The 18,759-nt window shown below is 60.9% G+C and carries 18 protein-coding genes and 1 pseudogene; 7 read left to right on the top strand and 12 right to left on the bottom strand.

Translation table 11 applies throughout. From position 1 onward, the window contains the following. Nucleotides 1-42: 42 nt before the first annotated feature. Genes ABGT66_RS05305 through ABGT66_RS05290 form a run of 4 tightly spaced genes read right to left on the bottom strand, consistent with a single transcriptional unit; the run spans nucleotide 43 to nucleotide 4,928 of the window. Nucleotides 43-1,158 (bottom strand): ATP-NAD kinase family protein, encoded by a 1,116-nt coding sequence (locus tag ABGT66_RS05305; protein ID WP_346689330.1) that lies wholly within the window; start codon nucleotides 1,156-1,158, stop codon nucleotides 43-45. Nucleotides 1,159-1,162: 4 nt separating this feature from the next. Further along, on the bottom strand, nucleotides 1,163-2,734 hold the full coding sequence (gene gcvPB, locus ABGT66_RS05300) for an aminomethyl-transferring glycine dehydrogenase subunit GcvPB (protein WP_346689328.1): 1,572 nt from the start codon (nucleotides 2,732-2,734) through the stop codon (nucleotides 1,163-1,165). A gap of 13 nt (nucleotides 2,735-2,747) precedes the next feature. Next, complete coding sequence (gene gcvPA / locus ABGT66_RS05295) at nucleotides 2,748-4,133, bottom strand: aminomethyl-transferring glycine dehydrogenase subunit GcvPA (protein WP_294193916.1); 1,386 nt, start codon at nucleotides 4,131-4,133, stop codon at nucleotides 2,748-2,750. 12 nt (nucleotides 4,134-4,145) lie between these two features. Then, the gene (locus ABGT66_RS05290) at nucleotides 4,146-4,928 is read right to left on the bottom strand and encodes an SDR family NAD(P)-dependent oxidoreductase (RefSeq protein WP_346689326.1); all 783 of its coding nucleotides are present in this window, start codon (nucleotides 4,926-4,928) and stop codon (nucleotides 4,146-4,148) included. A 347-nt stretch (nucleotides 4,929-5,275) separates the two neighbouring features. On the opposite strand from ABGT66_RS05290, the gene ABGT66_RS05285 reads away from it, so the two are divergent. Then, nucleotides 5,276-5,956 carry a GntR family transcriptional regulator gene (locus tag ABGT66_RS05285; RefSeq protein ID WP_346689324.1) on the top strand — a complete coding sequence of 227 codons (681 nt, stop codon included), beginning with the start codon at nucleotides 5,276-5,278 and terminating at the stop codon, nucleotides 5,954-5,956. Between the two features lie 401 nt (nucleotides 5,957-6,357). Here the strand turns inward: ABGT66_RS05285 and ABGT66_RS05280 are convergent. The 6 genes and pseudogenes from ABGT66_RS05280 to ABGT66_RS05255 form a co-directional block, all read right to left on the bottom strand. Beyond that, nucleotides 6,358-7,621, bottom strand: a pseudogene (locus tag ABGT66_RS05280) (argininosuccinate synthase). 420 nt (nucleotides 7,622-8,041) lie between these two features. Continuing rightward, nucleotides 8,042-8,374 (bottom strand): hypothetical protein, encoded by a 333-nt coding sequence (locus tag ABGT66_RS05275; protein ID WP_346689323.1) that lies wholly within the window; start codon nucleotides 8,372-8,374, stop codon nucleotides 8,042-8,044. Continuing rightward, on the bottom strand, nucleotides 8,296-8,835 hold the full coding sequence (surE, locus tag ABGT66_RS05270) for a 5'/3'-nucleotidase SurE (protein WP_346689321.1): 540 nt from the start codon (nucleotides 8,833-8,835) through the stop codon (nucleotides 8,296-8,298). Before surE ends, ABGT66_RS05275 begins: the two co-directional genes overlap by 79 nt. A gap of 10 nt (nucleotides 8,836-8,845) precedes the next feature. Continuing rightward, entirely contained in the window at nucleotides 8,846-9,070 is a 225-nt protein-coding gene (locus ABGT66_RS05265) for a site-2 protease family protein (RefSeq protein WP_346689320.1), read from the bottom strand. After that, nucleotides 9,067-9,462 carry a site-2 protease family protein gene (locus ABGT66_RS05260; RefSeq protein WP_346689318.1) on the bottom strand — a complete coding sequence of 132 codons (396 nt, stop codon included), beginning with the start codon at nucleotides 9,460-9,462 and terminating at the stop codon, nucleotides 9,067-9,069. Before ABGT66_RS05260 ends, ABGT66_RS05265 begins: the two co-directional genes overlap by 4 nt. 86 nt (nucleotides 9,463-9,548) lie before the next feature. Beyond that, the gene (locus tag ABGT66_RS05255) at nucleotides 9,549-10,253 is read right to left on the bottom strand and encodes a thiamine diphosphokinase (RefSeq protein ID WP_346689316.1); all 705 of its coding nucleotides are present in this window, start codon (nucleotides 10,251-10,253) and stop codon (nucleotides 9,549-9,551) included. 200 nt (nucleotides 10,254-10,453) lie between these two features. Between ABGT66_RS05255 and thiD the strand changes: the two genes are divergently transcribed. From thiD to thiW, 4 genes are read left to right on the top strand one after another with little or no spacing between them, the layout of a single operon-like run. Continuing rightward, a complete protein-coding gene (gene thiD, locus ABGT66_RS05250) occupies nucleotides 10,454-11,284 on the top strand; it encodes a bifunctional hydroxymethylpyrimidine kinase/phosphomethylpyrimidine kinase (protein ID WP_346689314.1) in 831 nt (276 codons plus the stop codon). Further along, entirely contained in the window at nucleotides 11,277-12,029 is a 753-nt protein-coding gene (locus tag ABGT66_RS05245; RefSeq protein WP_346689312.1) for a hydroxyethylthiazole kinase, read from the top strand. The genes thiD and ABGT66_RS05245 overlap by 8 nt, the downstream gene beginning before the upstream one ends. Beyond that, a complete protein-coding gene (gene thiE / locus ABGT66_RS05240) occupies nucleotides 12,019-12,663 on the top strand; it encodes a thiamine phosphate synthase (RefSeq protein ID WP_346689311.1) in 645 nt (214 codons plus the stop codon). Before ABGT66_RS05245 ends, thiE begins: the two co-directional genes overlap by 11 nt. A gap of 16 nt (nucleotides 12,664-12,679) precedes the next feature. Beyond that, nucleotides 12,680-13,204: an energy coupling factor transporter S component ThiW gene (thiW, locus tag ABGT66_RS05235; protein WP_346689309.1), complete on the top strand. Its 525-nt coding sequence runs from the start codon at nucleotides 12,680-12,682 to the stop codon at nucleotides 13,202-13,204. 131 nt (nucleotides 13,205-13,335) lie between these two features. Here the strand turns inward: thiW and ABGT66_RS05230 are convergent, their stop codons facing one another. Continuing rightward, nucleotides 13,336-13,818 (bottom strand): YbjN domain-containing protein, encoded by a 483-nt coding sequence (locus ABGT66_RS05230; RefSeq protein WP_346689308.1) that lies wholly within the window; start codon nucleotides 13,816-13,818, stop codon nucleotides 13,336-13,338. A 231-nt stretch (nucleotides 13,819-14,049) separates the two neighbouring features. On the opposite strand from ABGT66_RS05230, the gene ABGT66_RS05225 reads away from it, so the two are divergent. Together ABGT66_RS05225 and ABGT66_RS05220 are read left to right on the top strand one after the other, a co-directional pair. Continuing rightward, nucleotides 14,050-15,216 carry an MFS transporter gene (locus tag ABGT66_RS05225; protein ID WP_346689306.1) on the top strand — a complete coding sequence of 389 codons (1,167 nt, stop codon included), beginning with the start codon at nucleotides 14,050-14,052 and terminating at the stop codon, nucleotides 15,214-15,216. Nucleotides 15,217-15,225: 9 nt separating this feature from the next. Next, the gene (locus ABGT66_RS05220) at nucleotides 15,226-16,608 is read left to right on the top strand and encodes an MATE family efflux transporter (protein WP_346689305.1); all 1,383 of its coding nucleotides are present in this window, start codon (nucleotides 15,226-15,228) and stop codon (nucleotides 16,606-16,608) included. Nucleotides 16,609-16,610: 2 nt separating this feature from the next. Here the strand turns inward: ABGT66_RS05220 and ABGT66_RS05215 are convergent, their stop codons facing one another. Continuing rightward, nucleotides 16,611-18,509 (bottom strand): AAA family ATPase, encoded by a 1,899-nt coding sequence (locus ABGT66_RS05215; protein ID WP_346689303.1) that lies wholly within the window; start codon nucleotides 18,507-18,509, stop codon nucleotides 16,611-16,613. Nucleotides 18,510-18,759 lie beyond the last annotated feature (250 nt).

The following is an 18,759-nucleotide window of genomic DNA, read 5'->3' as shown; positions in this document are numbered from 1 at the left end:
TTATTGATTTAATATGGATAGTTTTTTGTTATAAACTACCATTTATCCTATCTTCGCCATCATGCGCCGCGAGTGGCCCGTTACTACGGGGACGTAGCCTTTGAGCTCTTCGTCAAGCGCGGCGTCGCCGGTGTCGGCGATCAGGCTTTTGCCGAAGAGGCCGGCCATTTTTGCCGGCGTTGCGGCTACTGTGATGTTTTCGCGCGGGAGCATTTTTATAACTTCAGGGCTGAGCTGCTGGTTGCCGCGGCCGAAGATGTGTCCCTGGCCGCCGATGACCGTGATTATGAGCGCGCGGTTTTCCGGCGATTCCGCGGAGAGCAGATTTTTTATCTGCTCCGATGTTAAGTCTTTGCCCAGCTGCGCGCCGTCTTTTACCGCGTCCACGCCGAGCAGCGTGCCGTTTATGCCGAGGCGCTCTTTCAGCCGCATCGTCGTCGAGCCGGAGCCGATCAGATATAGCGTGCCGGGCTTCATTGAGTTTGCGAGGAAGGCCGCGAGGTTCGCCGACTCCTCCGCGCTTCCGGCGCCGCCGCCCGATTTGCGCTCCTGCATGAATTCCGCGTCGTCGGGCACGCGCATGTAGCCGTAGAGCCGCGCGCTGACGCGCCCTTCGCGGAAGGCCTCTTCGTCAATGTCCATGACCTCGGCTTCGGTGAAGCGCTTGACTCGTCCTTCGAGGAAGTTTTTTACGAGTTTGCCGGCCTCCTGCGGGCGCTTGGCGTAGACCGCTGAGTGTATCTTGACTCCTGCGGGGATGCCGACGACCGGGATTTTGTCCCCGACGGCGGCGCATACGTCGCGCGCCGTGCCGTCGCCTCCGGCGAAGATTATCAGCTCCGCGCCCAGCTCGAGCATCATCTGCGCTGCGCTGCGCGTATCCGCGGCCGTGGTGCGCGCTCCCGTCTCGAAGAGCGTTTCGCACTCGATTCCGTATTTTGTTAAAAGGCCGGCCCCCATCTCGCCCGACGGCGCGAGGAAGAGCGTTCCGCGCGCGGCGTCCGCGAACTCGCGCAGCGCGGTTTCGGCGCGTCCGGCGGCGCGAGGCTTCGCGCCCAGCTCTACGGCGCGGCGCAGAGTTTCCTCGCCGTCCGTACCCTTGAGCGCGACCGCCCCTCCCATTCCCGCGACGGGGTTGACGATGAAGCCGGCCTTCATTTACCTAGTCCTTTTTAGGCTCAAAGTAGCCCGTGTATTTCTTGTTGTAGGCGCGCCACGTGATCGCGTACTTCGCCGGGTCGTCGAAGTAGTCGTGGTCGATGTGGTGTACCGTGCTGTTGACCGGCGCGGCTTTCACGGCCTCCGGCTCCTCGTAGCACATGCGCGAGATTTCCGCGAGCACCGCCGTGTAGTCGTCGATGTCCTGCTTCGAGTAGGACTCCGAGGGCTCTATCGTGAAGGGCTCGGGGATTACGAACGGCTCGTGGCTCGACCAGTAGTGCGTGCCGAAGTCGGCGCAGCAGCGCTGCACGTCGGCGGTGCCGAAGCCGGTCTCTTCCTTGAGCTTCTGCCAGCTGTAGCGCGCCTGTTCGATGCGCGACGGGTGGTGCGGGAAGCTTATCGACGCGCCGCGTATCGCGAGTATTTTCTTCATGCAGTAGTTGTTGTTGAGTATCGCAACGCGGGATACCTCGCGCAGGCCGTCCGCGCCGAGCGTCATTATCCACGAGTAGGCTTTGACGACGACGGGCGCGACGCCCCAGAAGGATTTTATCTTTCCGCAGGACTTCGGAAGGTCGAAGTCGAGGTAGTAGCCCTTCTCGGGCGAGTACTCGACGAGCGGCACGGGCATGTAGGGGCGCAGCTCCTTGCGCGCCGCGACCATTCCCGTCGCGGGGCCGCCGCAGCCGTGCGGAGCGCCGAAGGTCTTATGCAGGTTGAAGAAGGACATGTCGAAGTTCGCCTCGGCCGTGCGCGTGATGCCGAGCAGGCCGTTGGCGTTGGCCTGGTCGTAGCAGCAGAGGACGCCTTTTTCATGCGCGAGGCGCGTGAACTCTTTGATGCGGACGTTGAAGATGCCCGTGTCCTCGGGGTTCGTGAAGAATATCGCCGCTGTGCGGTCGGAGAGGGCCGCCTTGAAGGCTTCGAGATCCGGATAGCCCTCTTCGTCGGGCTGGATTATCGTAACCTTGTAGCCCTTGACGATGGGAACGGCGCAGTCCGCGGGGTGCGAGAAGAGCGTCGTGATTATCTCGTCGCGCTTCTCCTCCTCGCCCTTGTCGCGCCAGTAGGCGCGGACTATCGAGGCGAGCGCGAGGACGCCGTGCGAGCCGCCGCCGGGCTGCATCGAGAATACGTCGAGGCCGGAGATTTCCTTGAAGAGTTCGCCGGTCTTGTAGAAGACCTCGAGGATGCCCTGCGCCGTCTCGTCGGGCTGCAGCGGGTGCATGTCGGCGACCTTCGGCTGTCCCGCGAGGCGGTCGTTGATTTTCGGGTTGTACTTCATCGTGCAGGTTCCCTGCCCGATGTCTATGTTTCCGTCTACGCCTATGTTTTCCTGCGAGAGGTGGTTGTAGTGGCGCACAAGCTGGAGCTGCGCTATTTCTGGAAGGTTGGCGCGTTCTTTGCGCACCATGCCCGCGGGCAGCGTCGCGAGCGCCTCGTCGGTGCTCACGCAGCCGCAGCACGGGCCGGGGACGAGCACCGCGCGTTCGCCTGGCTCGCTGAGTTCGTATATTATCGGTTCGTTCCACTTAGCCTGATGGAATTTCTTCATTCTTTCAAGATTGTTCATCAGTGGGCCTCCTTTACGCCAGAATTTCGCCGAGGGCGGCGGCGAGGGCCTTTATGTCGTCCGCGGAAGTCTGCTCCGTCACCGCGAGCAGCGCGCATCCCTCAAGCTCGGGGAATGCCGCGCCGAGGTCGTAGCCGCCGAGGATTCCGCGCTCGAGCAGCGCCTTGTTGATTTCCTTCACGGATTTTCCGCTCGCCGAGAAATCTACGACGAACTCCTGGAACGGCGTGCCGGAGAACCTGTCGAGCGATACGCCTTTGACACCAGCGAGGTTCTTGCGCAGGCAGACCTGGCGCTGAAGCACCGCCTCGCCGAGCTCCTTCATGCCCTGCGGCCCCATAGAAGCGAGGTAGACGCCCGCCGCGATGCCCCAGAGCGCCGCGTGCGTGCCGACGAATTCCTTCGCGTGGTCGCGGTTTGCGAACGAGGTGCGCTCCCAGAGGACGTCGCCGAAGCCCCATTCCTTTTCGTCGGTCGGCGCGATGCCGAAGAGACGCGACGGATATTCGTCGACGAACTTCGGCTCGTCCTTCGTCGCGATGAAGCCCGCGACGCCGCCTCCGTAGTTCATGTGAAGGCCGAGCGCCTGGATGTCGCCGCAGGCGATATCCGCGCCGTACTGCGACGGAGGCGTCAGCACGCCGAGCGTCGAGGGCTCGACATAGGCGACGAGCAGCGCGCCCTTCTCGTGCGCCATGTCCGCTATATCCTGCGCGCGCTCTTCGATTATTCCGAAGAAGTTCGGATTCATCACGAGCACCGCCGCGGCCTTATCGGTCAGATTCTTCTTGAGGCAGTCGAGGCATATGCGGCCCGTCTTCGGATTGTAGTCGGTGAAGGTGATTTTAACGTCTGGCTGGAGGTAGGTCTTGACGGCGCGCAGCGTGTCCGGGTTGATGTTGCCGGGGATGACGACCTCGTCGCGGTGAGTTATGCGGCAGGCCATGCGCAGCGCCGTGCCGACAGCCTGGCTTCCGTCGTAGTTCGGGACGTTGCAGACGTCCATGTCGAGCAGCTCCGCCATCATCGACTGATACTCGAACATCGCGTGGAAGCGCCCGTGGTCCTCATACGGCTCGCCCGCGTAGGCCGTGAGGAACTCAGAGCGGTTCACGACCTCGTCGACGAGCGCCGGGACGTAGCGGTTGTAGCAGCCCGCGCCGAGGAAGCAGATAAGCTCCTTCGCGGTCCTGTTCTTGCCGAGGATTCCGTTGACGTGGCGCGCGAGCCCCGCTTCGTCGCAGAAAGGCTCGGGAAGCTCCATCTTGTGCTTCATGCGCATATCTTCGGGAATGTCGGAAATCAAATCCTCGATTGACTTAACTCCGATATAATCCAGCATCTCCTGCTGGACCTTCTCCTCGGAGTTCGGGATATAGGGGAACATCTTCTTTGACATAATCGCGCCTCCTTACGCAATTCCGCCGCCGTCGACGACGAGCGACGAACCTGTGACCCACGGGGCCATTCCGCTGCAGAGGAAGAAGACGCACATCGCCACGTCCTGCGGCGTGCCGAGACGCGCCATCGGACGCTGCGCGCATTCTTCCTTATATTTATCGTTGTAGACGCCGCCCAGCTGCTCGCACTCGCTCTTAAGCATCGGAGTGTCGATGTCGCCTGGGCAGACGCAGTTCACGTTGATATTGTCCGGGCCGTGGTCGATAGCCATCGCGCGCGTCATGTTCCAGACGCCGCCCTTCGCCGCGCAGTACGAGACGGCGTGGTCTCCGCCCTTGAGCGCCCAGCCAGAGCCGATGTTGACTATCTTTCCGCCGGCTGCCTTCTTCATATACGGGACGACGTGCTTGCTCATGAGGAAGACGCTCTTGAGCGTCACGTTGAGCGCGAGATCCCAATCCTTCTCCTCGAGCGTCTCGACGGTGCGGCGGCGTGCGACGCCCGCGCAGTTCACGAGGATGTCTATCCGCGGATACTTCGCCGCGACCGCGTCGGCGACGGCCTTGCAGTCGGCCTCCTTCGTAACGTCGCAGCGCATGAACTCGGCATGTCCGCCCGCGTCGTTGATCTCCTTCTCAACCTTGCGCGCCAGCTCTTCGTTGATGTCCGCGATGACAACAGAGACGCCCGCGTCAGCGAAAAAGCGCGCGATGCCCGCGCCGATCCCCGAAGCCGCGCCGGTTACGATAGCCGTCTTTCCGTTCATGCCGCAGAGTTTGTTTAGGTCCAGCATTTAAATCTCTCCCAAGCTATTAAGATTTGTTTACGTATTCATTGTATACACGATATATTATGAATATTTTATATAACAAAGGCGACAGTTAGTCAATAGCTTAATGGCACACAGAACATAAGCCCAAAGCCCCAAACCGAGCGAAAGTCTATAAAACCGCAGCACACGCATAAAATTTGCAGAAAACAGCGCGCCTTGTGTTACTTTTTTTATTACACCAGACAAATCGCCATAAAATAAAACTCACCATATACGAGATAAGAAATACAAAACCACAAGAATGACGTACTTTTCGTCGCCATTTGTTTGTTGTAATATAAAAAGTGAGATTTACGGGAGTGATAGACATGTCAAAGCCTGCTGGAGCTGGCCACACGGCCTCGGAATTCGTCTACGAACAGCTTAGAAGGAAAATTTTTGAAAAATCGCTGACAAGCGGACAGCGTCTGCCGGAGGTCGCGATTGCGAAAGAGATGAACGTGAGCCGCACTCCGGTGCGCGAGGCTCTGCGCCGCCTTGAAAGCGAGGGGCTCGTGCAGATTGTGCCGGGCTGGGGCGCGTGCCTCGCCTCTCCGACGAAGCAGGAAATTATAGACACCTACGAGGTGCGCGAAACTCTCGAAATAATGGCGATACGCAAGGCCGCGCGCCGCATCACGCCGCTGCAGATATGCATGCTCCAGGAGCAGATAAACGCCGAGCGCGAGATTTTCATAAAAAAAGACCTTGAGTCCTACCTCAAGGTCAACGACGACTTCCATATAATCATAGCCGAGTCCTCCGGCAACAGCACGCTCGCGGGCTATGTGCGCAACATCCTCTCGCGCACATTCGTCCAGATGATTTTCTTCGAGTCATTCTTCGACTTCGACACGAACCCGAGCCTCGAAGAGCACATCACGATACTCGAAGCGCTCAAAGCACACGACGAAGAAAAGTGCGCGGAGCTCATCAGCGAGCATCTGCGGCTGTCTATGGAGGGGCCTGAAGGCCGAATGACGCGGCGGCACGCTACATTTAACAGATAAGAACCGCGCTCTCTTTTGACGGTAGAGGGCGCGGCGTGCTACAATACTCTCGGAGCGGTTAATCCGCTACCTTAGGTGCTTGAGGGCGAATTCGAGCACCTTCAGCAACAGGCTTAACAGAGGGACGTATCGGAGTATCTGGCTCGCGAAGTTACGTCCCTCTCGCCTTTTCAAATGTTTCCACTTTTTTGAGCGTCTTCTTCGAGAGGTTCTTTCCCCGTCGTTCGACACGGCTTCACCTCCCGTCTAGGGAGAAACTTCCACTTCGAGTTCCCTTCGCTCGAAAGTCCGTCACCGATAATTATATAATTATAATATTTTCTTGGTTTTGGCAACAATACAAAAAAATCCGGCCCCGCTGGCTTTGCGGGACCGGGCTATCTTACTGCTTTGCGCGGCTGTTACTTCGTCGCGTCTTTGCCTTTTTCCATTACGAGCTTGTCGATGGGGTTGATGTTCTTCTCCTTGTGGACCTGGCGCCAGGTTTTTATCGGCATTCCCCAGATTTTGATGAAGCCGACGGAGGCGGACTGGTCGAAGATGTCTCCGGCGGAGTAGGTCGCGAGCGACTTGCTGTAGACGGAGGTGTCGGACTTCATGCCGTCGATGATGCAGTTGCCTTTGTAGAGCTTCATGCGGACTGTGCCGTTGACGGATTTCTGCGTCGTTTCGACGAAGGCCTGTATCGCTTCCATGAGCGGCGAGAACCAGTAGCCCTCGTAGGTGAGCTCGCCGAATTTGGTCTCGAGCTCTCTCTTCGTCTTGAGGACGTCCTTCGATAGGGTCAGCGTCTCGAGCTTTTTGTGCGCGGCGATGAGCGCGAGCGCGCCGGGGCACTCGTAGACTTCGCGGCTCTTGAAGCCGACGAGGCGGTCTTCAATCATGTCTATTCTGCCGAAGCCGGCTTTGCCCGCGGCCTTGTTCATGTAGTCGATGAGTTCGATGGAGCCCATTTTTTTCGCCGTTGATAGCGACGGGGACGCCGGCCTCGAAGGTTATTTCGAGCGTGATTTCCTCGTCGGGCGCGTCGACGGGGTCGACGGTGAGCTTATAGGCGTCCTTCGGCGGCTCGTTCCACGGATCTTCGAGGATTCCGCACTCGATGGAGCGGCCCCAGAGGTTGTCGTCGATGCTGTAGGGGCTCTTTCTGGTCGTGGGTACGGGGACGTTGTGCGCCGCGGCGTAGTCCATCTCCTCTTCACGCGTGAAGCCCCAGTCGCGGACGGGCGCGAGGACTTCTATGTCGGGGTTGAGCGCGTTGCAGGCGACTTCTATGCGGACCTGGTCCTGTCCCTTGCCGGTGCAGCCGTGGGCGACGGCGACGGCGCCTTCCTTTTCGGCGCACCAGATGAGCGCCTGGGCTATCATCGGGCGCGAGAGCGCGGAGTTGAGCGGATATACGCCCTGATATGTCGCGTTGGCCTTGAGCGCGGGCCACACAAAGGTGTCGATGAAAGCTTCGCGCAGGTCGACGACGTAGGCCTTCGAGGCTCCGGCGACGTAGGCCTTTTCCTTTATCTCTTCAAGGTTGTCAGCCTGCTGTCCGACGTGCATCGTGAGCGTGACGACCTCGTATCCTTGTTCGTGGAGCCACGGAATGGCGACCGATGTGTCGAGTCCTCCGCTGTAAGCCAGTATTACCTTTCCTTTTTTCTCTGCTGCCATTTGAATTTCCTCCTTAGAAATTTTTTATGTTTTTTCTAAAATATAAAAAAGCCCGTCCCTATCCTTTTAAGATAGGGACGGGCCTTATTACCCGCGGTGCCACCCTGGTTGACGCTTTTTAGCGTCCGCTTCGTTTCGTTATGCTCAGGGGTGCGAAGTTTTGATTTTCTTTGCGAGAGGCGCTTTCAGCCGGTGGCTCCTCATCTCTGTCGCCGAATGATCGAACTCATGTCCCCGTCACTGCATAACCCGTTATGCCCGGTACGGTCGATTCGTCGTATACGTCTTATTCGTCCAACAGATAAAAGCCTCACAGCCGCCCCTCCTTTCTTAAAACTTGTGGAACATTTTAACAGATAACGAGATTCTGTCAACCGTCTGCGCGCCAGTGTTCAAAATGAACCGGCGCGCCGTCCGCGTTTAATTTTTGCCGAGGGCCGCGTTCACTTCGCGCTCCATGTCGAGCGCGGAGATTTTCTCGAGCGCGGCGAATGAGGTCATTTCAAGATGAACGGGCGTGAGCGAGGCGAAGCCGTGCGCTACGGCGAATACGTCGGTGTCCTCCGCCATGTCGTCCTCTATGCGGCCGCCGACCCAGTAGGCCTCGCCGCCGAAGGGCGTTTTGATTACCGTGATTTTGTCGTGGTAGCGGCGTTTGCCCTTGCGCGCGAGCTTCACGCCGCGCAGCTCGCCCGTCGGGACGTTCGGCACGTTGACGTTGTAGAAGAGCACTCTGAGATAGCGCGTGTCCACTCGAGGATTTCAACCGCGGCGCGCGCCGCCGTCTCGTAATGCAGGACGTTGTCGCGCGAGCTGCAAACGAGCGAGACGGCCATCGCGGGAAGGCCCGCGATAACGCCCTCCATCGCGGCGCAGGCCGTGCCGGAGTAGGTGATGTCGTCGCCGAGGTTCGGGCCGCAGTTGATGCCCGATATTACGAACTCGGCGGGGAATTTCAGCACCTCGAGCCCCATTATGACGGAGTCGGTCGGCGTGCCGTCGCAGCACCACGCCTCCGCGCCGCCTGTGCGCGCCGCGTCCGCGCGCTTGATTTGCAGCGGGCGGTCCATCGTCATCGAGTGTCCCGAGGCGCTGCGCTCCCTGTCCGGCGCGCAGACGAGGACCTCACAGCCCGCCTCGCGCAGCGCGCGCGCGAGCGTCCCTATGCCTTCGGCGTAAACGCCGTCGTCGTTGGTCACAAGTATTTTTTTCACGGCTTTTCTCCTAGAACATGACGATGTGGAAGAGCACGGTCATTATCGGGTACATGATGTACGGGAATATGCCGAGCACGAGCAGGCCGACGACGACGAACATCCCGTAGCGCTCGAGCCAGTAGTAGTATTTCATGCACTGGTAGGGCAGCAGCACGTAGAGTATGCGCGAGCCGTCGAGCGGCGGTATCGGGATGATGTTGAAGGCCGCGAGGCCGAGGTTGATGTATATCATGAGCAGGATGAACTGCTGCGCGCCCCAGCTCGAAAAGAGGCCGGGAAGAAGCTCACGAACCGCGCGCAGACGAAGGCGGTCAGCAGGTTGCCGACGACGCCCGCAAGGCTCACGATGATTATGTCGCGCTTCGGGTGCTTGAAGTAGCGCGTGTCGATAGGCACGGGCTTCGCCCAGCCGAAGCGGAAGAGCAGGAGGCAGAGCGCGCCGACCGGGTCGAGGTGGTCGAGCGGATTCAGCGAGAGCCGCCCCTCGCGCTCGGCGGTCGGGTCGCCGAGCATCTTCGCCGCGAAGCCGTGGCAGAATTCGTGAAAGGTGATCGCCCAAAGAACGGCAGGAACGCTGAGCAGCAGATTCGCCAGTCCGCCGGGCGAGAAAATATGTCCAAACATCGACTCACATCCTTATATTTCCAGTTACCGGCCTATTCTACCATGAGCGGGGGCTGCGCGGCATTAGTAAAGAACGCGGCGGCCCGTTAAAAGGCGTCGCCCCACGTCCAGTAGAGGCCGAGCGTGCCTGAGGCGCACGAAGCTTCGACGCGCCCCTCCCCTTCCACGCGGTTGCTCACCGCGTATGGGACGTCGCGGCGCAGCTCCGCGCCGGCCAGCGGCCAGTGTACGCCGCTCAAATTCACGCCGGAGCAGACGGGCGAGAATGCAAGCAGAGAGAGCGCCTTCGGCCTGCGCGCGAAGGCAAGCGCGTAAGCTTCGCCGCCGCGGACGAATATCATGCCCTCTCGGTCGTCCATCATGCCGAACGGAACTCCGGCGCGCGTCATGTTCAGAAAAGAGAGCGTCAGGCTCCACAGATGGTCAAACCTGCCGCCGAGCGCGCCCGTCAAAATTATATTTTTTTCGCTGTTTTTGCGCTCGTCCGCAAAAATTTCGAGCGCGAGCTGAAAGTCCGTGAGGTCCTTGTCGCTCTGATACTCGCGCGTCGCAGCGCCGCGCTCCGCGGCCCAGCGCCAGCCCTCCGCGCTGCCGCTGTCGCGGTCGCCGACGAGCACCGCGGGCGCGATTCCCGCCGCGCGGCATGCCTCCACTCCCCTGTCGACGGCCCAGAGCTCGCAGCCGCGCGCGAGAGAGGTGAGAAATTTCGGCGACGGCGCGCGCCCTCCGAGCACCATGACGAGCGTCGCGGATTCCGCGCGCGCCCCGCCCTCTATCGTAATATACGGCAATTCCAACAAATTCAACGGCGCACCGCCTTTCCGCGCAATTTGTAGCAAGCGCCGCCGCGTTTGTCAAGTTGACACGGCGCGCGCGCGGAACGATAATTTTACGCGCGAGAGACTTCCGCGCGCGGGCCGCGCAACGCGCAATAACTGCGCGGCGGCGCTTTTGTCGCGCGCAGGACGTTCGTATCAAGGAGGACTCAAATATGAGACACGGCATATACAGAGGCTTGGCTATGACCGTCGCGGGCAGCGACTCTGGCGGCGGCGCGGGGATTCAGGCGGATTTGAAGACCTTCGCCGCGCTCAAGGTCTTCGGCACGTCGGCGATAACGGCGGTGACGGTGCAGAACTCCGTCGGCGTGACGGGAATCCACCCCGTTCCGCCCGAGATTATAAAGGCGCAGATTCTCGCCGTCGGGCGCGACTTCCCGCTCGACGCGGTCAAGACCGGGATGCTCGGCAATCGCGGCGCGATAAGCGCGGTCGCGGAGGGGCTTTCGGAGCTCGGAATAAAAAAGCTCGTCGTCGACCCCGTGATGGTCGCGCAGAGCGGCGACTCGCTGCTCGAGGCCGACGCGGTCGACGCGGTGAAGAGCATAATCGTCCCTATGGCTATGATCGTGACGCCGAACCTGCCCGAGGCCGAAAAGCTGACCGGCATGTCCGTGCGCACCGTCGAAGAGATGAAGGCCGCGGCGGAGGAGATAGCGAAGCTCGGCTGCGGCGCGGTGCTCGTCAAGGGCGGACATCTCGGCGGCGAGCCGAATGTGATAACAGACGTGCTCTACGCGGGCGGCAAAATGACGCTCTTCGAGGACGAACGCATAGACACGACGGCGAACCACGGCACGGGCTGCACTCTGAGCTCGGCGATAGCGGCGGAGCTCGCCTCGGGCTGCGGGCTTGAGGAGGCCGTGACGCGCGCGCGCCTCTACCTGCGCGCTGGGCTGCACTACGGCGTCACGGCGGGACACGGCGCGGGCTGCCTCGGACATGCCGTGACGATGCCGTGGACAGAGATAATCAATGGCTAAACCTCTCGTCTATCAGATAACGAACACCGTCTCAGCGCAGCTACAGGCCGACTGCGTAGCCCTGCTCGGCGGCGCGTCGATAATGTCGCCTCAAGTGCGCGAAGCCGCGGAGACAGCATCATCCTGCGACGCGCTGCTCATCAACATTGGCACGCCGCCGGATGACGCGCGCGAGCTTTACCTGACGGCTGCGCGCGCGGCTGCGGCGGCGAAGCGCCCGATAGTGATGGACGCTGTCGGCTACGGCTTCTCGCGCTTCCGCACCGAGGCGGCGGACGCCCTGCTTTCTGAGATAAAATTTTCCGTAATAAAAGGCAACTTTTCCGAAATCGCCGCGCTCTGCGGCGAAGGCACGGCCCCGCGCGGCGTTTCGAGCGAATGCGCGGAAGAGGGAGCGGCGGAGATAACGGCCGAATGTGCGAGGAAATTCGGCGCGGCGGTCTACTGCACCGGCGAGCGCGATTTTCTGTCCGACGCCTCGGGCGCGCGCCGCGAGGTGATAGAGGGCGGCTCTCGGCTGCTTGCGATGACGAGCGGCATAGGCTGCGCGCTCGGCAGCGCGACTGCGCTCTTCTGCGCGGAGTACGAGCCCTTCGAGGCCTCGCGCCGCGCGCTGAAACTTTTCCGCCGCGCCGCCGCGCTCGCGGAGAAGGACAGTGCATCGGCCGGTCCCTACTCGTTCCGCACCGCCTTCATGGACTGGCTGACAGAGCTCAATTCGGAGGAAGAGAAAAATGTACGATAGAGCAAAACTCGCGGATAGGCTTCGCCTCTATCTTATATGCGGCGAGGGCGACGCGCCCGGGGCCGTGATCGAAAAGACGCGCGCGGCGCTCGCGGGCGGCGTCACGGCTGTGCAGCTGCGCGTAAAAACATGGACGGGGCGCGAAACCTACGAAACGGCGCTGAAGCTGAAAGAGCTCTGCGCGGAGCGCGGAGCGCTCTTCTTCGTAAACGACAGGCTCGACATAGCGCTCGCGGCGAAAGCCGACGGCGTCCACCTCGGGCAGAAGGATTTGCCCGTGGACGCGGCGCGCGCGATAGCAGGGCCGGGTTTCATAATCGGCGGCACGGCGCGCACGCCGGAGCTCGCGCGCGAGGCGCAGCGGCTCGGCGCGGACTACGTAGGCTGCGGCGCGGCCTTCGGCACGGCGACGAAGGGCGACGCGGTCGTCATAGGCCCCGCGGGAATCAAAAAAACGCTCTCGGCGATAGAAATTCCCTCCGTCGCGATAGGCGGCATCGAGCTTGCCAACGTGCGCGAGCTCGCGGGCTGCGGCGCGAGCGGCATATCGCTCTCGGGCGCGATAGTGCGCGCCGGCGACCCCGAAAAAGCGGCCCGCGCGCTGATAAACGAGATAAACAAATATTTCGGATAAAGAAGAGAGATAAAAAATGACGAACGACAAACACAGCCTGATTTTCAGAAAAGCGGTGCTCGCGGGCGTGCTCGCCGCGGCGGGCGTCGCGCTCTCCGTCGTCTCCATACCGATGGGGCCGACGAAATGCTTCCCATTCCAGCACACAATCAACGTCGTCGCGGGAATCGTCCTCGGCCCGTGGTGGGCCGTCGGCGCGGCCTTCACGACGAGCGTCATCCGCAATCTGCTCGGCACGGGCAGCCTCTTCGCCTTCCCGGGCAGCATGTTCGGCGCGCTCTTCGTCGGCCTCGCGGCGCGCGCTCTGCCTGACAAATACAAAATCGCCGCCGCTTGCGCCGAGCCCATAGGCACGGGAATCGTCGGCGCGTGGGTGGGCGCGAAGCTGCTGGGCCCCGCGATAGGCAAGAGCGTCGGCTTTCTCTTCTTCTCGGGCTCGTTCCTCGTCAGCTCCGTCCCCGGAGCCGTCATCGGCGCGGCACTCGTCTGGGCGCTCAACAAGCGGCTGAACGTAACGCGCACCTTCGGGACGCTGATGTAGGCGGTATTGAGAAGCAAAAAGAACTAAGACGATATTTTAATTTATAACGAAACCGACGCGCCCCTGAACGTTTCCGTCAGGGGCTTTCGTCGTTGTACGTCAGAGGCCGCTTAACGCCGCGCGCCCTCTCTTTAATTTTCACACTTCGCTATAGCGTCCGCCGCCGAGCCGTCGAGACAGACGATGTCGACGATGCCCGCGCCGTAGCGTTCGAGCATCTGCGCGGGGCAATAGATGCTGTTCCTGATAACATCATCGCACGGCAGCGCGCCGTCGCAGTCGACGTAGCATTTGTAGCGGATTTCGCCGTCCATCATGTCCAGCTCGAAATTCCCGTTCTTCATGCCGTAGTTGGCGCGGCATATAAAATCGGCCATCGCCGACATCATGCGCTCGTCGCCCTTGTCCGCGCCTATCGGCGAGTATGCGTAGACAGTGTAGTCGTCCTCGTTGATCAATATCCAGTATCTCGCCTCTTTAAGCTTGCCGTCGAGCGTCAGAGTAAAGCGGAAGCACCCTTCGCTTTCGTTGAAGTCGAAACGCCAGTCGTCGTCGACGAGGAATTTATTGACCGCCGCCGCGATATCTGCGGAGTATTTTCTTTCTTCTTCCATGAACAGCTCTCTCCTTAAATCCGATTTGCGGAGCGCCGCGCGCCTTCGCCGCCTTTGGCCGCGAAACTTACGCGAACGTTATACTATTTATTGGGAGCGGAGTCAACGCCGCGCCGGACGCGCGGCGGCAGGGACGTTCTTTGACAAAGCCATGAAATAATAATATAACATAACGAACGCGGCGCGCACACTGGCAAATCGCGTAATCGACGGCTGAAGGGGACGGAGCGGATGGCGGAGGAAAGGCTTTATTCACGGGATATTCTTCTTATTCTCGGGGCTAGCTTTTTCTACTTTTCCTGCCCGATGCTCGTCACGCCGATAATTACGGGATTTTCCGGCTCGCTCGGCGCTTCGGCCGCGCTTATGGGACTCATCGGCGGCATGATGAATCTTTGCTCGCTCTTCTGCCGCCCCTTCGCCGGAAACCTCGCCGACAAAATCAACAAGAGCCGCCTTTCAATCGCCGGAACGTGGATGATGGCCGCGGCCTGCCTCGGCTATATGCTCGCCCTCGACGCGCGCGTGGTGACGGCGGCGCGCGTCCTCCACGGCGTCGGCTTCGCCTGCTGCTCGGTCTGCATGGCGACGTGGATGTCGAATCTGCTGCCGCGCGACAAGATAGGCTCCGGCATGGGGCTTTACGGAGCGATGAACGCGCTGGCTATGGCGCTCGCCCCCGCCGCCGGCATCTTCACCTACAAACTTTTCGGCTACCGCGCGGCTTTCGGCGTCGCGATGCTCTTCGCTCTCGTCAGCTCGTTCATCATCATGTTTATAAAAAAGGGCGGAGCTCCGGAGAAGCGCGAAAAATCCGCGGAGGCGCGGCGCGGCGGCGGTTTCAGCTTTATTTACGGCAAGGTCGTGCCCGCGGCGCTCATCATCATGCTTTTCGCAATCCCCTACTGCGCAACGCAGTCTTTCATAGTCGGCTACACGGAGGCGCGCGGCCTGCACGTCTCGGTCGGCCTTTTCTTCCCGCTTTATGCGGCGGTGCTTCTCGTGCTGCGCCTCTGCCTCAAGAGCCTCTTCGACAAGCTGCCGTTCAGGGTGTTCCAGTCCGGCGCGTCGGTCTGCACGCTCGCCGCGATAATCTGCCTGACGCTGATGCGCGACAATACGCTGCTGTTCCTCGCCGCGGCCTTCATGGCGGGCAGCTACGGCATAATGAGCTCCGTCTGCCAGTCTACGGCGATGCTCGTCGCGGGGCCGGAGCACCGCGGCCTAGCGAACAGCACCTATTACATCGGCTTCGACCTCGGCATGATGCTCGGCCCGGTCTGCGGCGGGCTGCTCTTCGGCCACGCGCCGCTTGAAATTTTCTACCCCGCGCTTTCCCTCGCGGTCCCCGCCGCTGCCGCGGTCTACATAATTTCTGCGCAGCGCGGCATGTTTTAGAGGCGCGCGGTGAAAAACAAGCTCAGCGAAAAAGAGATAGAGATTTTCGAAACGATGCCCGTGCCGAGGGCCGTCGCGGCGCTCGCCGTGCCGACGGTCATCAGCCAGATAATAGCGATGGTCTACAACATCGCCGACACGTGGTACATCGGCCAACTCAACGACACGGGCATGATGGCGGCGGTGACGCTCGTCTTTCCCGCGTTCCTCATGCTCTCGGCGGTCGCGAACCTTTTCGGCATAGGCGGCGCGAGTTTGCTGTCGCGTTCGCTCGGGCGGCGCGACTACGAGATGGTGCGGCGCGCGGGGGCCTCCGCCGCGTGGCTCGCCGCCGCTGTGACGCTCGTCTATTCGTTCGCGGTCTTCGTCTGGCGCGAGCCGCTGCTCTCCGCGCTCGGAGCCGACGAAAATTCGCTGCCGCATGCGAGCGCCTATCTTTTCTGGACTGTGACGGTCGGCGGCCTGCCTACCTCGATGAACATGGTGCTGGCGCACCTGATTCGCGCCGAAGGACAGTCGAAGCGCGCGAGCTTCGGCATGAGCCTAGGCGGCGTGCTCAACGTCGCGCTCGACCCGATATTCATCTACGACTGGGGCTTCGGCCTCGCTATGGAAGGGGCGGCGATCGCTACGGCGCTGTCGAACGCGATAGCGACGCTCTATCTTTTGTACTATCTGCTGAAGCCGCGCGAGGACAACGTCGTCTCGCTCTCGCCGCGATACGTCAGCCTCGCGAGGAACACCGCGGGCGAAATTTTCTTCGTCGGACTGCCCGCGACGGTTCAGCTCGTCATGAACGCGCTTTCGAACATCACGCTGAATTACCTGATGTCGGCCTACACGGCGGGCGCGCTCTCCGCCGTCGGCATCGTCAAGAAGATCGACCAGGTGCCGACCTACATCGTGCAGGGGATATGCAGCGGCGTTATTCCGCTGCTCGCATACAACTACGCTTCGGGCGACTACAAACGCCTCTGGCGCTGCACATACTTCGCGGGGCTCTGCTCGCTCGCCGTCACGCTCTCATATCTCGCGATGTGCGAGACCATCCCCGCCGCGCTCATCCGCATCTTCATGGAGGACGCCTCCGCGGTCTCCGCGGGCTCTGTGTTCCTGCGGCTGCACTGCGTATCCATTCCGTTCCTCTCTATAATCTCGCTGATAATAGCCTTCTTCCAGGCGACGGGGCGCGGAAAGCCCGCGCTCGTCCTCTCGTTCCTGCGCAAGGGGCCGATAGACATTCCGCTGATGGCGTTTATGAACATCGTCTGGCCGATGTACGGCATCATGTCCGTGCAGCCTATGATGGACATAGCGGTCGCCTCCGTCTGCGTCGCGACGTACAAGGTGATGCAGAAGCGCGACCGCAGGAGGGCCGGGGCGGGGCTTTAGCGCTACGCCACGTCGAGGAAGCCTATCGCCCTCGCGCGATGCGAAGCGCCCCGGAGCGGCATCGCCCCCATTACGGCGCGCACATCCTCTTCCTCGATGTCCATCCGCTCGCTGCGGACGGCCTGCTTGATGCGTATCTGCTCGAATACGCGGCGCACCGTTCTGCCGTTCGCGAAGTCCCCCTCGCGCGTCAGCTTTTCGAAAAATTCCTCAAGCGCGGCACGCGCTCCTTCGCTCGCGGCGTAGCCTTCGGCGCGGCACATCGAGTCGAATATCTCGAGCATCTCCGCGGCGCTGTAGTCCGGGAAATCTATGTAGAACTGCACGCGCCCGCGCATTCCCGGGTTCATGTCGAGCATTTCGTCCATCTCGTCGGGATAGCCGGCGAGTATGCAGACGAATTCTTTTCTGTGGTCCTCCATGAGCTTGACAAGCGTCGCGACGGCCTCGTGCCCGTAGCCGCGCCCGCCGTCCTCGCAGAGCGAGTACGCCTCGTCGATGAAGAGCACGCCGCCGAGCGCGGCCGTCACGACGTCCCTGACGCGCGGCGCTGTGCCGCCCAGATATTTCGATACGAGCGCGGCGCGGTCCGCCTCTATGAATTTGTCCGGGTTCTTTATCACTCCGGCCGCGCCGAAGATTTTGCCGATTATCCGCGCGACGGTCGTCTTGCCAGTGCCGGGACGTCCGCGGAAAACCATGTGCAGGCAGAGCCCGGCGTCCTTTCCGCGGCGCTCGACGAAGGCCGCTATCTCGCGCACGGTGCGCTTTACGCCGTCGAGGCCGATGAGCGCGTCAAGCTCTTCGAAGGGCGGGCGCTCTTCCCGCGCCTTTTCCTCGGCGGCGAAATCCGCGGCGGAAAGCGTGTAGCTGCACTCCTCCTCTTCGAGCCGCGACGATACGGCTTTTACGAGCTTGGCCAGCATATTGTTGAAATCGACGCCGTCAAGCGTCTCCTTCGTAACGTCGCCGGCGAGCTCGAAATTATAACCGGCCGCCTCCTTTCTGATAAAGGCGAGCTTCTCCTCCGCACTCGGCTCCGCGATGCGGACGACGGTAGGAAAGACGCATTCGAAGAGCGGATTGGAGGCGAGCGCCTCGTATTCCTCCTTCGTCAGCAGCGCCGCATAGACGCATTTCCTGGAACGCAGGCGGCGCAGACAGCTTTCGACGCCGCGGCGTCCCATGACGACTACGTCATCGTCGTCTATGCCGCAGTCCTTCACGACGTACATGAAGCCGCCGTCCGAGGACGAAGCAGCGTCGTCCATGTCGCCGCGGCAGATGAACGGAGAGGATATGACGCCGCGCGAGAAATAAAAATCATAGAGAACGCGGACGTAATCTCCCGCCGGGTTGTCCGACTCGACGACAAAGGCGACGTTGAGGTTCGCTTTCCCGCTCGCGTCGTTGTCCATGCGCCGCGCGATGCGCTTCAGCGCGGTGCAGAAGCCGCCCCAGCCGCAGACCGCCGCGGCCTCCTCCATCAGCCGCTCGCCGCTCTTCAGCGTCAGCGCCGCGTCAAGACGCCCGTATCTCATGCCGCGCATCGCAAGGGATGGGAAAATATTTTTTTCGACGTCCGGACGCTCCGAGGCAAGTGCTTCGGCGGAAATCTTCGAGACCTCCAGCTCGAACAGACCGCCGAGACTTTCCGAAACGGCTTCCAGCAGCTTGGCTTCCGAGCAGTGGCGCATCCTGTCCGACAGGCCGAAAAGTATAAGCGTTATCGACGAGTCCTCGCGATTCGCTTCGTAAAGCATCACGCGCGACGAAAATCCGCCCCAGTCGATTTTCAGGCGGCATACGACTCGTTCGCCGAGCATATCTTCGAGAACCTTCACGCCGGAATCGTCGAGCCGGCAGAATTTTACGAGAAAATAAGAGCCTTCACCGTTCATGGGCAGCACCTCCAAAGCAAACGGCGTCAGCGGGAGCGCGCGAACGCTCCTGCGGGATTATGTTGTTTTACGGAAATCAGACAAAGTTACGACAACGTTTCTAACGTCAATAAAAAGCGGCGTATGCGTCTCAGCATCTTGCGCCAGTTGATAAAAGCCGTAATCGACTTCTGCACAGCGTATTATAGCAGAGGAATGCGGTATAGCAAGATAGGCGGACAGTATGACACCGTCCGCCGTTGTTACTGTA

This window comes from uncultured Cloacibacillus sp., assembly GCF_963926575.1.
GTDB classification, from domain to species: domain Bacteria; phylum Synergistota; class Synergistia; order Synergistales; family Synergistaceae; genus Caccocola; species Caccocola faecigallinarum.
Note: the sequence above shows the minus strand (reverse complement) of the source record. Positions and strands in the feature narration are given on the sequence as shown.

Excerpts from the sequence above, each read along its gene's own strand:
- thiW (WP_346689309.1), top strand. The coding sequence starts at position 12,680 with ATGACGAACGACAAACACAGCCTGATTTTCAGAAAAGCGGTGCTCGCG.
- ABGT66_RS05265 (WP_346689320.1), bottom strand. The coding sequence starts at position 9,070 with ATGATATACATCAACCTCGGCCTCGCGGCCTTCAACATCATCCCGATA.
- ABGT66_RS05230 (WP_346689308.1), bottom strand. The coding sequence starts at position 13,818 with ATGGAAGAAGAAAGAAAATACTCCGCAGATATCGCGGCGGCGGTCAAT.
- gcvPB (WP_346689328.1), bottom strand. The coding sequence starts at position 2,734 with ATGAACAATCTTGAAAGAATGAAGAAATTCCATCAGGCTAAGTGGAAC.
- ABGT66_RS05225 (WP_346689306.1), top strand. The coding sequence starts at position 14,050 with ATGGCGGAGGAAAGGCTTTATTCACGGGATATTCTTCTTATTCTCGGG.
- thiD (WP_346689314.1), top strand. The coding sequence starts at position 10,454 with ATGAGACACGGCATATACAGAGGCTTGGCTATGACCGTCGCGGGCAGC.
- thiE (WP_346689311.1), top strand. The coding sequence starts at position 12,019 with ATGTACGATAGAGCAAAACTCGCGGATAGGCTTCGCCTCTATCTTATA.
- ABGT66_RS05305 (WP_346689330.1), bottom strand. The coding sequence starts at position 1,158 with ATGAAGGCCGGCTTCATCGTCAACCCCGTCGCGGGAATGGGAGGGGCG.
- ABGT66_RS05245 (WP_346689312.1), top strand. The coding sequence starts at position 11,277 with ATGGCTAAACCTCTCGTCTATCAGATAACGAACACCGTCTCAGCGCAG.
- ABGT66_RS05260 (WP_346689318.1), bottom strand. The coding sequence starts at position 9,462 with ATGTTTGGACATATTTTCTCGCCCGGCGGACTGGCGAATCTGCTGCTC.
- ABGT66_RS05215 (WP_346689303.1), bottom strand. The coding sequence starts at position 18,509 with ATGAACGGTGAAGGCTCTTATTTTCTCGTAAAATTCTGCCGGCTCGAC.
- gcvPA (WP_294193916.1), bottom strand. The coding sequence starts at position 4,133 with ATGTCAAAGAAGATGTTCCCCTATATCCCGAACTCCGAGGAGAAGGTC.
- ABGT66_RS05290 (WP_346689326.1), bottom strand. The coding sequence starts at position 4,928 with ATGCTGGACCTAAACAAACTCTGCGGCATGAACGGAAAGACGGCTATC.
- ABGT66_RS05285 (WP_346689324.1), top strand. The coding sequence starts at position 5,276 with ATGTCAAAGCCTGCTGGAGCTGGCCACACGGCCTCGGAATTCGTCTAC.